The 13,971-nt window shown below is 55.7% G+C and carries 15 protein-coding genes; 9 read left to right on the top strand and 6 right to left on the bottom strand.

The features are described from left to right. The first annotated feature begins 41 nt into the window (after positions 1-41). Positions 42-1,010 (top strand): NAD(+) diphosphatase, encoded by a 969-nt coding sequence (gene nudC / locus Q0903_RS04345; protein ID WP_299413151.1) that lies wholly within the window; start codon positions 42-44, stop codon positions 1,008-1,010. A 131-nt stretch (positions 1,011-1,141) separates the two neighbouring features. Beyond that, the gene (locus Q0903_RS04340; protein WP_299025579.1) at positions 1,142-1,606 is read left to right on the top strand and encodes an SRPBCC family protein; all 465 of its coding nucleotides are present in this window, start codon (positions 1,142-1,144) and stop codon (positions 1,604-1,606) included. A gap of 3 nt (positions 1,607-1,609) precedes the next feature. Here the strand turns inward: Q0903_RS04340 and Q0903_RS04335 are convergent, their stop codons facing one another. Continuing rightward, on the bottom strand, positions 1,610-2,464 hold the full coding sequence (locus Q0903_RS04335; RefSeq protein WP_299413148.1) for a prephenate dehydratase: 855 nt from the start codon (positions 2,462-2,464) through the stop codon (positions 1,610-1,612). 129 nt (positions 2,465-2,593) lie between these two features. Here Q0903_RS04335 and Q0903_RS04330 point away from each other — a divergent pair, with 129 nt between their 5' ends. From Q0903_RS04330 to Q0903_RS04310, 5 genes are all read left to right on the top strand, one after another. Beyond that, positions 2,594-3,094, top strand: coding sequence for a cytochrome c family protein (locus Q0903_RS04330; protein WP_299025573.1), 501 nt, complete (start codon positions 2,594-2,596; stop codon positions 3,092-3,094). Positions 3,095-3,269: 175 nt separating this feature from the next. After that, the gene (locus tag Q0903_RS04325; protein WP_299025570.1) at positions 3,270-5,201 is read left to right on the top strand and encodes an extracellular solute-binding protein; all 1,932 of its coding nucleotides are present in this window, start codon (positions 3,270-3,272) and stop codon (positions 5,199-5,201) included. Between the two features lie 6 nt (positions 5,202-5,207). Beyond that, positions 5,208-6,362 carry a microcin C ABC transporter permease YejB gene (gene yejB / locus Q0903_RS04320; protein WP_299025567.1) on the top strand — a complete coding sequence of 385 codons (1,155 nt, stop codon included), beginning with the start codon at positions 5,208-5,210 and terminating at the stop codon, positions 6,360-6,362. Beyond that, on the top strand, positions 6,362-7,474 hold the full coding sequence (locus Q0903_RS04315) for an ABC transporter permease (RefSeq protein WP_299413143.1): 1,113 nt from the start codon (positions 6,362-6,364) through the stop codon (positions 7,472-7,474). The genes yejB and Q0903_RS04315 overlap by 1 nt, the downstream gene beginning before the upstream one ends. Then, positions 7,474-9,054, top strand: a complete 1,581-nt coding sequence (locus Q0903_RS04310; RefSeq protein ID WP_299413141.1) for an ABC transporter ATP-binding protein — start codon at positions 7,474-7,476, stop codon at positions 9,052-9,054. The genes Q0903_RS04315 and Q0903_RS04310 overlap by 1 nt, the downstream gene beginning before the upstream one ends. On the opposite strand, the gene Q0903_RS04305 is transcribed toward Q0903_RS04310, so the two are convergent. Beyond that, the gene (locus tag Q0903_RS04305; RefSeq protein WP_299413138.1) at positions 9,051-9,572 is read right to left on the bottom strand and encodes a cysteine hydrolase family protein; all 522 of its coding nucleotides are present in this window, start codon (positions 9,570-9,572) and stop codon (positions 9,051-9,053) included. The two genes, Q0903_RS04310 and Q0903_RS04305, sit on opposite strands and share 4 nt — an antisense overlap. An 11-nt stretch (positions 9,573-9,583) precedes the next feature. Further along, positions 9,584-9,730 (bottom strand): hypothetical protein, encoded by a 147-nt coding sequence (locus Q0903_RS04300; protein WP_299025555.1) that lies wholly within the window; start codon positions 9,728-9,730, stop codon positions 9,584-9,586. A 91-nt stretch (positions 9,731-9,821) separates the two neighbouring features. Between Q0903_RS04300 and Q0903_RS04295 the strand changes: the two genes are divergently transcribed. Beyond that, positions 9,822-10,697, top strand: coding sequence for a LysR family transcriptional regulator (locus tag Q0903_RS04295; protein ID WP_299413136.1), 876 nt, complete (start codon positions 9,822-9,824; stop codon positions 10,695-10,697). Between the two features lie 14 nt (positions 10,698-10,711). On the opposite strand, the gene Q0903_RS04290 is transcribed toward Q0903_RS04295, so the two are convergent. From Q0903_RS04290 to Q0903_RS04280, 3 genes are all read right to left on the bottom strand, one after another. Continuing rightward, positions 10,712-12,238 carry a serine hydrolase gene (locus tag Q0903_RS04290; RefSeq protein ID WP_299413133.1) on the bottom strand — a complete coding sequence of 509 codons (1,527 nt, stop codon included), beginning with the start codon at positions 12,236-12,238 and terminating at the stop codon, positions 10,712-10,714. A gap of 251 nt (positions 12,239-12,489) precedes the next feature. Next, positions 12,490-12,813, bottom strand: coding sequence for a hypothetical protein (locus tag Q0903_RS04285; protein WP_299025548.1), 324 nt, complete (start codon positions 12,811-12,813; stop codon positions 12,490-12,492). Further along, positions 12,800-13,522, bottom strand: coding sequence for an HAD family hydrolase (locus tag Q0903_RS04280; protein WP_299413131.1), 723 nt, complete (start codon positions 13,520-13,522; stop codon positions 12,800-12,802). Before Q0903_RS04280 ends, Q0903_RS04285 begins: the two co-directional genes overlap by 14 nt. A 107-nt stretch (positions 13,523-13,629) precedes the next feature. Between Q0903_RS04280 and clpS the strand changes: the two genes are divergently transcribed. Continuing rightward, positions 13,630-13,968, top strand: coding sequence for an ATP-dependent Clp protease adapter ClpS (clpS, locus tag Q0903_RS04275; protein WP_299025542.1), 339 nt, complete (start codon positions 13,630-13,632; stop codon positions 13,966-13,968). The last annotated feature ends 3 nt before the right edge of the window (positions 13,969-13,971 follow it).

Raw genomic sequence — 13,971 nt, 5'->3', positions numbered from 1 at the left:
GATTTGACGTTAAGCTGGATGCGGAACAAAGGGGCGAAAAGATGAAGAACGCAGAGCATGTGACATTCGGGGGATCGGGGCTGGACCGCGCGGGAGAATTGCGGGGCAACCCTGACGGGCTTGCTGCTGCGGCGGCGGATCCTGACGCCCGCGCAATTGTCTTTTGGCGCGGCAAGCCCCTGATGTCGACAGAGCGTCCTGCCGGATTGATCCGTCTGGGGATGGATCATGCGGTTCTTAATGATGCGGCAGAATCGCCCATCTTGCTGGGGCGCGAAGAGGGGGGACCTGTGTTTGCGGTAGATATTTCCTCTTGGACCCCTGCTGGTCTGGACGAGAGTAGCCTTGGCGGGTTTCTGGACCCTTCCGAGCAACGCCACCCTGCCTTGCCCGACTGGATGGTGTTTGCAGAATTGCGCCGTGTTATGACATGGCTGACACCGCGCGACGCAGAGCTGGCAGCCTCTGGCAGGGCCGTGTTCGGCTGGCACGCAATCCACCAGTTCTGCGCACGGTGCGGTGCCCAGACACAGATCAGCCAAGGCGGCTGGCAGCGTAGCTGTGGCAGCTGCGGCGCGTCGCATTTCCCACGGACGGACCCCGTTGTTATCATGCTGATTACTCATGGTAATTCGGTTCTTGTCGGGCGCTCGCCAGGGTGGCCGCAGGGGATGTACTCCTTGCTTGCGGGTTTTGTCGAACCGGGTGAGACGTTGGAGGCGGCGGTGCGCCGCGAGGTGTTTGAAGAATCAGGTGTGCGTGTGGGTGAGGTCGGGTATCTGGCCAGTCAGCCCTGGCCGTTTCCTGCTTCCTTGATGTTCGGTTGCTGGGGGCACGCGACGAGTGACCAGATCACCATCGACCCAGTCGAGATCGAGGACGCACGCTGGGTCACGCGCGAAGAAATGATGACAGTTTCGCAGGGCCATCACCCAGAAATCATGCCCGCCCGTAAAGGCGCCATTGCACATTTTCTGATCGAACGCTGGCTATCAGACACGCTAGACTAGAATTTCTGTTAACTAATTGTTAACGAATACGTAGATACGGGAGTTGACCGATAGGCTGCGCGCTCTAAACTTCCGAGTGGAGCTGTTCGTACAGTGAAACCCGAACAATAAGAATAACGAGTGAGGCTTGCATGAAGTTTTCGACGAAAGAAGATGTCGAAGCACCAATTGCGGCAGTGTATGACATGCTGTGCGATTACGAAGTGTTTGAGCGTGCGGCAATGCGACGCGGTGCAGATATCCAGCGTACAGACACAAAGTCGGTCCCCGGTGTCGGTACGTCGTGGCGCGCTGCATTCAACTTGCGCGGAAAGCGCCGTCAGGTAGACATTGAGACTGTCACATTCGACAAGCCCAACGAAATGGTGCTTGAGTGTCGCTCGCAAGGGTTGTTGACGATGATGACGATTGAGCTTGTCGCTCTGTCCAAAAGCCGTACCCGCGTGATGGTGTCATTCGATATCAAGCCGCTGAACCTGTCGGCGCGCCTGTTGGTGCAGTCTCTCAAGTTGGCCAAGACATCGCTTACCAAAAAGTACAAGCTGCGGGTGGCTGAGTTTGCAAAGCAAATGGAAGACCGTCACAACCGCGCCTAGGTATCAGGCCTTGATGTCCCAGCGACCGGGATGGGCAGGGTAGACGCCCAGAATGTCCAACATGTTGGTGAAATAGCCGAGCTCTTCCAGCGCACGTTGAACCGGCGGGTCGTCTGGGTGGCCTTCGATATCGGCATAAAACTGGGTAGCGGTGAACGAGCCGCCAACCATATAGCTCTCCAGCTTGGTCATGTTCACGCCGTTCGTGGCAAAACCGCCCATGGCTTTATATAGTGCGGCAGGGATGTTGCGCACTTCAAAGACAAAAGTGGTCATCATTTTTTCCCCGCGCCGCGTCAGATCAATATCTTTCCCCATGAGCAAGAAGCGCGTTGTGTTGTGGTCGAGATCTTCAATCCCGTCTGCCAGAACGTCCAGCCCGTGTATTTTGGCCGCGACGGAGCTTGCCAAGACGCCTTCGTGATCCGGCCCGCTTGCGGCCAACTCTTGTGCTGCACCTGCGCTGTCTGCCGCAGGTTCGGATGTTATGCCGTGCTCTGTCAGATAGCTTCGCGCTTGCGGTAAAAGCACCAGATGGGCGCGGACATGCTTGATTTGATCCAGTGTCACACCCGGGCGCGCCATAAGGGCAATGCGCACGCGCACGAATGTTTCATGAATAATGTGCATCCCGCTTTCGGGCAGCAGGCGGTGGATATCGGCCACCCGCCCATAAGTGGTGTTTTCGACAGGTAGCATCGCCAGGTCGGCACGATCCTCGCGCACTGCGCGCAAAACACCCTCAAATGTTGTGCATGGTACGGGGATGCCGTCAGGGCGCGCTTGGAGGCAAGCCTCGTGGCTGTAGGCGCCCAATGCGCCCTGAAACGCGATGCGCGGCGGCTGGTTTGCGGTCATCACATCGGTCCTTTGTAAAAACATTCACACTTGGTCGTTTGGTCGCGGTAACTACATCTTGCTTGCAGGCAGGGAAAGCAATAGATAGCGCGTCAAACGAATGAACAAATTATAGCGATGGACTGACCCATGGATACAATGACCCTTACGAAAGTTGCTGCCGGTGTGCTTGGTGCGTGGCTGGTGCTGTTGCTGGGCAAATGGGGCGGCGAAGAGCTGTACCATGCGTCCCTGCACGGTGAAGCTTCCTATGTGATTGAAGTTGAAGGCGCAGAAGCGGCCGAGCCCGAGCCAGAAGTGCCGTTCGAAGAGCTGCTGGCCTCGGCCTCTGTTGAAGACGGTGCAAAGGTCTTCCGTAAATGTACCGCATGCCACAAAGTGGAAGCGGGTGAGAATGCAGTTGGTCCTTACCTGCACGGTGTTGTTGGTCGTGATATTGCGGCAGCGAACGGCTTTGAATATTCGGGCAACTTGGTGACACAGGCGGATGTCTGGACGCCTGAAAACCTGAGCGCGTTTCTTGAGCGCCCCAGCAGCTGGGCACCAGGCACGACAATGGGTTTTGCTGGTCTTAGCAAACCGCAGGACCGTGCAGACGTCATCGCCTATCTGGACAGCCTCGACGACTGATAGTGCAGTTGTGCTTGACTGAAGAATACAAAAGGTCGCCTCAGGGCGGCCTTTTTGGTGTTTGGCATCAGATTTCCGTTAGATCACAGGTTTGCAACTTGTAACTTGGCGCGCGCCGCGATTAGCCTATCTTTCGTCTGGAATACCCGTTTGATTTGTAATCAGGAGCCCGCCCATGATGTCTCGTCTTCCGCAATGGATACGCCGCCCACAGTTGACCCGCCTAAGCGGCGCAGTTCTTTTTGCCGCAGCAAGCGCCGTCTGGGCAGGAGCAGCCACAGCGGAGAACCACGAAGAGATCATCAAGAGCCACGGCTACTCTTTTTACGGGGATCTGAAGTACCCTGCGGATTATCCGCATTTTGATTACGTCAATCCTGATGCGCCAAAGGGTGGCGAAATTTCCGTAGCCCGCCCCAGCGCACTTGATTCGATGAACCCTTACAACGGCAAGGGGCGCGCGGGTTTGTTCTCGATTATGCATTATGAGGGCGTGCTGGGCCGCGCACCAAGTTATGTGGCCGCACCTGCTGATGTCTATGCAGAGTACTATTGCCTGCTGTGCGAAACGCTTGAGTATCCGGCCGACAAATCATGGGTCATTTTCAACATGCGCAAGAACGCAAGGTTCTCGGATGGCTCACCCGTTACAGCGCATGACGTTGTGTTCTCGCATAATTTCTACCTCGACGGTGGCTTGAAGTCTGCTGCAGATAACATTCGCAAACGCGTGATTGGCGTTGAGGCACTGGATGACTATACGGTCAAATTCTCCTTTGCGGATGGTATTCCGCGCCGCAGTCTAATTGCATCTGCAGGCAATGGACCGATCTGGTCAAAAGCGTGGTTTGAAAAAACCGGCGTGAAAATGTCTGATGACTGGCGCGGGGATAACCTGCCAATCGGGTCTGGGCCGTATAAGATAGTTACGGAAGATCTGACCCGTTCCATCGTGTTGGAGCGGGTTGAGGACTACTGGGGCGAAGATCTGCCCTTTAATATAGGCCGCAACAACTTTGACCGTATCAGGCAGGAAATCATCACGGATGATACTGCATCATTCCAAGGGTTTAAGACGGGTCTATACACTTTCCGCCAAGAAACTGACTCCCGAAAATGGGCTGTAGACTATGATTTTCCGAAAGTTCAAAACGGATATATTGTCAAAAAGGAGCTGCCCGACGGCGCGCCTCCTATCCCGACCGGCATCATCTTTAATCTGGGGAGCGAGGTGCTAAAGGACAAACGTGTGCGTCAGGCCATTGCGCAGATGTTCAACTTTGAATGGACAAATGAGAGCTTGCAATACGGTCTGTTCAAGCAGCGGGTGTCTTTCAGTCAAGACACACCGTTGATGGCGGTCGGCAAGCCTGAGGGCGCCGAGCTTGCTCTGCTAAAGTCGTTGGGCGATGTTGTTCCTGACGAGCTGCTGACCCAAGACGCGGTTGTGCCGCATACTTCACGGGCAACGCGCCTGCTGGATCGCACCAATCGCCGGGCAGCAAGTGATTTGTTGGACGCCGCAGGGTGGACCGTGGTTGACGGAAAGCGCCGCAATGCCGCGGGTGATTTGCTTAAAATCAACTTTTTGTTCAACTCCTCAAGTGGCCCGACACTCTCGGCAGTTATAGAGAACTTTGTAAGCAATCTTGGCGCAATCGGAATCGATGCAACGTTGGAAAAAGTCGACGGTTCTCAATATACCGCCCGCGAACGTGATCGTGATTATGATCTGTTGTTTGATCAATACGCCCCGATCCTCGGCTCTGGCACTGGTTTGCTGCAATACTACGGTTCGGACTCGGCGGCGTTTTCGCTGTTCAACCCTGCTGGTCTGGCAAGCCCGCTGGTGGATGCGATTATTGACGCTTCACTCAATTCCGAAACATCAGAGGCAGAAGATACAGCGATCATGGCGCTGGATCGCGCCCTGCGGTACGAGCTGTTTATGATCCCTGTATGGTATAACGACAGCTTTTGGGTGTCCTATTACGATATGTACGAACATCCCGAAAACATGCCTGCCTATGCACTGGGACATCTCGATTTCTGGTGGTACAACGCCGAAAAAGCGCAAAAACTGCGCGATGCTGGTGTGCTGAGGTAGCCATTCATGGGCGCGTATATTCTGCGAAGGTTTTTGCTGATCCCCGTCACCCTGTTCGGGATTATGTTGGTCAACTTTACACTTGTGCAATTTGTGCCAGGTGGTCCTGTCGAACAAGCGATTGCGCGCATCCAAGGCGGTGGCGACGTCTTTGGCGGGTTTGCGGGCGGCGGCAATGATGGCGGTGGCGGGACCGAGTTTCAGCGAGGTTCTGACAGTGATTATGTCGGTGCGCGCGGTCTACCGCCCGAGTTTATTGAAGAACTGGAAAAAGAATTCGGATTTGACAAGCCGCCTGTTCAGCGGTTTTTCAATATGCTCTGGAATTATATGCAGTTCGATTTCGGCGATAGTTACTTCAGGTCTATCTCGGTCATAGATCTGATTAAGGAAAAATTGCCCGTGTCGATCACGCTGGGGCTTTGGTCTACGTTGATCGCATATCTGATATCCATCCCGCTGGGGATCAAGAAGGCCGTGCGCGATGGATCGCGGTTCGATACGTGGACCTCGGGTGCGATCATCGCGGCATATGCGATCCCTGGTTTTCTGTTTGCTATCTTGCTGCTGGTGCTTTTTGTGCCTGCCAACTGTTTTCGTATTCCCGGTCTCGCGGATATCTGGGAGAATGGCGCAGCCTACAACCCCACCTGTTATGAGCTTTTTCCGCTGCGTGGCCTGACATCAGACAACTTTGACGAGCTGAGCGCGTGGGGCAAGGTAAAGGACTATTTCTGGCACATCACCCTGCCTGTGCTTGCCTCAACCATCTCTGCGTTTGCGACGCTGACGTTGCTGACCAAAAACAGCTTTCTCGACGAGATCAAAAAACACTATGTCATGACGGCCCGTGCCAAGGGCCTTTCCGAGAGCAAGGTCCTTTACGGCCACGTGTTCCGCAATGCGATGTTGATCGTAATTGCAGGGTTTCCAGCTGTCTTTATCGGCGTCTTTTTTGGCTCCAGCCTGATCATCGAGACGATCTTTTCACTCGACGGTCTGGGGCGTTTGGGGTTCGAGGCGGCCGTCGCGCGGGATTATCCTATCGTGTTTGGCACGTTGTTCATCTTTGGCCTGATCGGTCTGGTGGTCGGTATCATTTCCGATCTGATGTATGTGCTGGTTGATCCGCGCATTGATTTCGAGAAGAGAGAAGGTTGATGGCACTGTCTCCGCTCAATCAACGCCGCTGGCGTAATTTCACGCGCAACAGGCGTGCTTACTGGTCGCTATGGGTGTTTTCGATCGTCTTCACCTTGTCTTTGTTTGCCGAGTTTCTGGCCAACGACAAACCGATCCTCGTGAACTATCGCGGGGAAATGTACACGCCGGTCTTTAGTTTCTATCCTGAAACCGCATTCGGCGGCGATTTCGAGACCGAGGCGGCCTACCGTGATCCAGAGGTCAAATGCCTGATCGCCAGTGGGGGATTGGAGGACTGTTTCGACGATCCTGAGGGCATCATTGAGAAAATTGACGCCGGGACTTTTGACAGTACCACCGAGGGTTTTCAACAGGGTTGGGCGCTGTGGCCGCCGATCCCTTTCAGCTATGACACTGCCGTCGACCGCCCAGGTGCAGCCCCGCTGCCACCTAATGGCGAGAACCTGCTCGGCACAGACGGGACCAAACGGGATGTAATGGCGCGGGTTATCCATGGCTTCCGCCTGAGCATTGTTTTCACTTTGCTGGTAACGGGCCTGAGTACGATCATCGGTATCGCAGCTGGTGCTGTGCAGGGCTTCTTTGGCGGCTGGCTTGATCTGATCTTCCAGCGGGTGATCGAGATATGGACGTCTACACCGTCGCTCTACGTTATTATTATCATGTTCGCGATATTGGGGCGAAGTTTCTGGCTTCTTGTATTCTTGTTGGTGCTGTTCAGTTGGACGGCACTGGTGGGAGTCGTGCGGGCCGAGTTTTTGCGCGCGCGTAACCTTGAGTATGTGCGCGCGGCGCGGGCCTTGGGTGTGAGTAATACGACGATCATGTTCCGCCATATGCTACCCAACGCAATGGTTGCCACGCTGACAATGCTGCCCTTTCTGATCACAGGCACGATTTCCTCGCTGGCTGTGCTTGATTTTCTGGGCTTTGGCCTGCCGTCCTCGGCGCCTTCGCTGGGGGAGTTGACCTTGCAAGCCAAGCAGAACCTACAGGCACCATGGCTCGCCTTTACTGCTTTTTTCACCTTTGCGATCATGCTGTCGCTGCTGGTATTTATCTTTGAGGGGGTCCGCGATGCGTTCGATCCCAGAAAGACCTTTAGCTGATGACGCCTCTTCTGGATGTAAAAGACCTTCGCGTGTCCTTCCGTCAGGATGGCGCACTAACCCCTGCGGTTAAGGGCATTTCGTTTCATTTAGAGCGGGGTGAGACTGTCGCGCTGGTGGGAGAGAGCGGGTCGGGTAAATCGGTATCGGCGCTCAGCACGGTGAGCCTGCTGGGTGAGACAGCTTTTGTAGAAGGGTCCGTCACCTACGAGGGACAGCAGATGATCGGCGCAAATGATGCGCTGTTGCGCAAAGTACGTGGCAACGACATCAGCTTTATCTTTCAAGAACCGATGACGTCGCTCAATCCGCTGCACACGATTGACAAACAGCTGGCAGAATCGCTGACATTGCATCAGGGGCTGACTGGTGACGCGCTGCGACAACGTATTCTGGAATTGCTGGAAAAGGTCGGTATCAACGATGCTGAAAGCCGCATGGGGGCATATCCACACCAATTGTCTGGTGGCCAGCGCCAGCGTGTGATGATCGCGATGGCCCTAGCGAACAAACCTGACGTGCTGATTGCGGATGAACCGACCACCGCGCTGGACGTGACCATTCAGGCGCAGATCCTCGATTTGCTGAAAGATCTGAAAGACAGTGAAGGCATGGGCCTTCTGTTTATTACCCACGATTTAGGTGTAGTGCGTCGCATCGCTGATCGGGTTTGCGTGATGCAGCATGGCGAGATTGTGGAGCAAGGCCCGACCACCGAAATCTTTGACAATCCACAGCATCCTTACACGCAGAAACTGTTGGGTGCGGAGCCTACCGGTAGCCCTGCGCCTGTGGCAGAGGATGCCGAAACCATTGCAGAGACCGAGAATTTAAAAATCTGGTTTCCCATTCAGCAGGGTTTGCTGCGCCGAACTGTGGGGCATGTAAAGGCTGTCAACGATGCCAGCCTGAGCGTGCGCGCGGGCGAAACGATTGGCATCGTCGGAGAGAGCGGATCAGGCAAGACTACGCTGGCCCTCGCGATCATGCGCCTTATCGCCTCCGAAGGGGGAATCCGTTTCATGGGCAATGACGTGCGCAAATGGTCCACCAAGGAACTGCGGCGTTTGCGCAAGGACATGCAGATTGTGTTTCAGGATCCCTTTGGCAGCCTGTCCCCGCGCATGACCTGCATGCAGATTATCGCTGAGGGTTTGACGATTCATAATGTTGATCCGACGCGCGACAAGCGCGAGTTGGTACATGACGTGATGGTAGAGGTGGGTCTGGACCCAGCCACAATGGACCGCTACCCGCACGAGTTTTCTGGCGGGCAGCGCCAGCGTATTGCCATTGCCCGTGCAATGGTTTTGCGCCCGCGCCTGCTGGTTCTGGATGAACCCACAAGTGCGTTGGATATGACCGTGCAGGTACAGATCGTTGATCTGCTGCGCGCATTGCAGGTCAAGTACGGACTGGCTTATCTGTTTATCAGCCATGATTTACGGGTCGTGCGCGCGATGTCGCACCGCGTGATGGTGATGAAACGGGGCGATGTGGTCGAATACGGCGATGTTAATGCGCTGTATGATAATCCGCAGACTGAATACACGCGCACACTGTTGCAGGCCGCGACCTAGATTACTGTCGCATAGGCTTGCGCCAGACCTGACATGAACGCTGCTTGCACCTGTGCGGCCGTCAGTTTTTGCCCGCCAAAGCTGGCTGATTTGGCGCCGCAAGCCTCGGCTACCACCGTTACATCATAGCCCAGATCACGGGCCGCACGGACGGTGGCATCTATGCACATCTGGCTCATTGCGCCGATCACCGTGAGGTGGGTAACGTCATGTGCTGTTAAGTGCGCGTGCAGTTCCGTCTCGTGAAAGCTGTTGGGCCTGTGTTTCAGGATCACCTGCTCATCTGTTTTTGGTGCTACGCTTTGATGGATCTCCGCGCCTTCGGTCGCTGGTCGAAAGAAGGGCGCAGTAGCCGAGAGTGCCTCATGGCGGATATGGATGATATGGCTACCCGCAGCCCGTGCATCAGCAAGCACCTTGGCCGCAGCTGTCGCGACTTTGTCCATATCTTCCACCGGCCACAGACCGCCGGTGAAATAATCGTTTTGAATATCCACGAGAATCAGGGCATTTGTCATGTTGGATTTCCTTACAGTTTTGTTGGGTCAATGCAGCGGGTCTTGCGGCGTTTGAACCAGCGGTGGCGTTTGTTTTCAGGCACCGAAGGAACATCGGTCACGCAAATTTCTCCGGTGCGGGTGGCTGTCATAAAGGTATGGGCGTAAATATTGATCATGGTCTGTCTCCTCTTGTGTGCTCTGATACTTGACCGAGAGGAGTTAGGATGCGAGTCATGCATATTGACGACATGTAAGTAAGGATAACATATGGACTGGCGAAGTCTGCCGCCGCTCTCTGCTTTGCGGGCCTTTGCGGCCTTTGCAGAGAAAGGAAATGTTATTGGTGCCGGCGATGCGCTGGGGGTATCGCATGCAGCGGTCAGTCAACAGCTCAGGGTGCTAGAGACGCATTTGAACGCGTCGCTTCTTGATAGATCGGGCCGCGCCATGCGTCTTACATCCGAGGGCGAGCAGCTGGCGCGCGCATTGCGCGGTGGCTTTGCGTTGATGGGTGAAGGGGTAGCGGCGCTAACGGGTGCGCGCGATGCGCGGCCTTTGCACATCTCGGTCACGCCAACGTTTGCAGCCTCTTGGTTGATGCCGCGTCTTGCAGGCTTTCGTGCGGCCCATCCCCAGATTGATCTGATGATTGATCCCACGCCCGAGGTGGTCAGTTTGGGCCCTGATGGCATTGATCTGGCCATTAGGTTTGGCACAGGCAATTGGCCTGATCTGGACGATACGCTGCTATGGGAAAGCACGATGGTCGTTGTTGGCGCGCCTGCGCTGGTGGGCGATGCGCCTTACACTGATCTGGATGCTCTCGCGCAATTTCCGTGGATGGAGGAATTTGGCAATTCAGAATCGACCAGCTGGCTGGAGAAACACGGTGTTACCCGCCGCGCAGCTGGCATGTTGCGGGTGCCGGGAAACCTATTGGTGGATGGTGCGCGCGACGGGCAGGGGATAGCGGTGACTGTGCGCCGCTTTGTTCAGCGCGATATAGAGGCGGGGCGCCTGCGTGTGCTGCATGAGGAAAAAGGCGGCCGCACAGGCTATCACATCGTAACACGCAAAGGGGTTATGCGCCCGCCACTCAAGGCCTTTGTCACATGGCTAAAGCGCGAAGGGCGAAACCCTTAGTGCATGCGGGCTGTTTAGCCCGGTCCGATCATAAAACAGCTCACGTTGCGGGCCTTCAACCTGCGGCATGCAAGGTCCGCTGTCTCTCGTGTCATTCCAAGGAAGTTAGCATCAAACCCTTGGGGTTTTCGGATTACCTTGCGCAGTGAGCCATTAAGCGTGGCCATTTCAGCCAGTGCAGTTTTGATCAACACCTTCTCCGCTGCATAGCGGCTGCCGTACCGTCCCACATTCACACCCCAATGCTGCCCGCCAGAGGTCGAAACGCGTGTGACGACTTCTTGTGGGGCTTTGGCTTTTTTCGCTTTGGGTTGCGCGTCGATCACGACCAGCCCTTTGGGACGCAGGGTAGGACGGATTGATGCCGTAGCCGCCGCGAGTACCACGTTTTCGACAGGTTTGGCCGCAGGCTGGGGTTTGGGTGCCAATGCTGTTGGTGTTTCTGCAGGAGCGGTGGTTTCGACGGCTTGAGCTACGGCTGCGGTGATCGCGCTGCTAAGTACGTCGCTGATGCCGTCTTCGATCGGGGCAGCAGCAACCACAACGGGCGCAGTCGATCCGGGCCGTAGTTGAGGCCGTTTCGAGGTGCTGACCGCGCGGATCAGGCGGATTGTTTTGCCTTTGGCGCCTGGGGCAGGCTTGCTCTGTGGCGCGGCTGCTTCGGGGGAGGCCTGGGCAATATATTCGGGCGCTTTGGGTTTGCGTAGCGGTGCGCGTGATGGCGCACGGCGGAACCCGAGGTCCATCAGCTCGGCCACTTTTGCATTGCGCGATGTTGTGGACTTGCCGCCAAAAACCGTCACGATGATCCGCTCGTTCCCTCGCTCGGCAGAGGCGGTGAGGTTAAAGCCCGCTGCACGGGTATAGCCGGTCTTGATTCCGTCCGCGCCTTTGTATGCATTCAGAAAGCGGCGGTTGGTGTGATTGACCTTTCGCACGCCCGCGTCGGCAGTAATGCGCGAAAACAGGTTGTAGTACTGTGGGAAGTCATAAAGCAGGTGGCGCCCCATTACTGTCATGTCGCGAGCGGTTGACTGGTGTCCCGCTTCGGTCAGACCGTGGGCGTTTTTGAATGTAGTGCGCGTCATGCCCAGCTGCTTTGCGGTGCGGTTCATCCGACGGGCAAATTTCGCTTCCGAGCCCGAGATTGCCTCGCCAATTGCCGTTGCCGCATCATTGGCGGATTTGATCGCAGCTGCACGGATCAGATACCGCAGCGCAATGCGCTGACCAGTCTTGAGGCCAAGCTTGCTTGGCGGCTCGGCGGCGGCGTTCTTGGAAATACGTACTTTGGTATCCAGCGAGATTTCGCCCCGCTCGATCGCTTGGAAGGCGATGTAAAGGGTCATCATCTTGGTCAGGGACGCAGGGTGCAGTCGCGTTTCCGCGTTGCGGGCGTGCAGCACTTTGCCCGTCCGCGCATCGATGACATAGGCCGCATAGGGTGCTGCCATCGCACTAACCGGTACGAGAACGAACAGCCAAATAGCCGCAAGAATGAATAGCCCGAAACGGGCCGGCTGCATGCGCCGCACCTTCATGATAACCTGCCTAATTCTGCCTCTGACCCCCGATTTTTCGAGTGGCCGTGTTTTTGATTAACCAAAAACTAGCATGAATTAGCGCGTCTGATAACCCTTGTTTTGAACGTATTTAGGACAAATTCTGCGGCGCAGCATAGCACATATGGGTGTGATTCACGCGTTAACCACAACACCCGCCAATGTGGCAGGAATGTGGCAGCAATCGGGCAGGCTTTGCCCCAATTCGCCCCGCTGAATCGCGCATTGATTCAATCCAGCGTTACAGAGCGATAATGCGGCTCAAGAAACCCCAGCTCGATGCCCAGAATACAGGGTGCGGGAATTAACGGACGCAAGGCATCTTGTAGTGCGCCCAGCAGGCCCTGCATAAAGGCATCATCACGGTGCGATTTTTGCAGCATCCGCAGGCGCAGCAAGACGTGGGTGTGGTGTGTTTCTTCCAGTGCATAGGCGCGGCCTTTGCATTCACCTGCACCGTCGTCATGGCTGTGGATCGCCTGTTCTATTGCGGCTAAAACCGCAGCTGCATCCAGTGGGATTTGGGATGAATAGCTCAGGTCAGCTTGCGGCATTGATGTCTCCTTGGGTGAGGGTTTGGATCAGGTCGGGCAGATCGCCAAGTGTATCAATAGCGTGGTAGTTTGGATGGTCCGGCGGCTCTGCATGCTCGACCGCCCACGTTAGGCCATGCGGGGCATATACCCCCCAACCTCCGGCCTCAATCATAGGGATCACATCGGACGCCATGGAATTGCCAACCATCAGCCCCTGATCGGCACCTGTGCCATGGTGCGCGAAGATCTCATTATACACCGCAGGCGTCTTGGCAGAGACGATTTCGACCCCGTCAAACAGATCGCGCAAACCCGACTGGGCCAGTTTGCGTTCCTGATCCAGCAGGTCGCCTTTGGTAATCACCAGCACTTTATGGCTGTGGCGCAATGTCTCGACGGTGTCGGCAGCATGGGGCAGCAGGTCGACACTATGGCTCAGCATATCGCGGCCCGCGTCGAGCAGTTGAGAGATGACATGCGCGGGCACGCGGCCCTGCGTGACCTCGATCGCCGTCTCGATCATCGAGAGGGTGAAGCCTTTGATCCCAAATCCGTAATGCGGCAAATTCCGCCGTTCGGCTGCGAGCAGACGATCCATCAACGTGTCACGATCTGTATGCTCTGCCAGCAGATCGGCAAAGTGATCGTGTGTCATCGCAAAGAAACGCTCGTTGTGCCAAAGCGTGTCATCGGCATCAAAACCGATGGTGGTCAGGGTAGGGGGCATCGCGGTCCACGCTCCTTTTCTATGACACGCCTCTTTTCTAAAGGGCGCTTCACGTTATATAGACATCACAACACCCCGACGCACATGCAATAACCGCAGGAGCAGCAATGCACCTTGATCCAATACACATGGCAGACCCGCAAGACGGTGACGAGACCGAATTGCTTACCAAGGTTAAGCCCAAGACCAAGCGGCCGCCGCTGTATAAGGTTATGTTGTTGAACGATGATTTCACGCCGATGGAATTTGTTGTGCACGTGCTCGAACGGTTTTTCGGCCTCAACCACGCGCAGGCGTTCGAGATAATGCTGACTGTACACAAAAAAGGTCTGGCCGTTGTCGGCGTGTTTAGCCACGAGATTGCCGAGACCAAAGTCGCGCAAGTTATGGATTTTGCGCGCAGGCATCAACATCCGCTGCAATGCACGATGGAAAAAGAAGAATAACCA

The organism is uncultured Sulfitobacter sp., assembly GCF_947502895.1.
GTDB lineage: Bacteria > Pseudomonadota > Alphaproteobacteria > Rhodobacterales > Rhodobacteraceae > Sulfitobacter.
The sequence above is the reverse complement of the archived record's forward strand: the minus strand, read 5'-3'. Positions and strand labels throughout refer to the sequence as shown.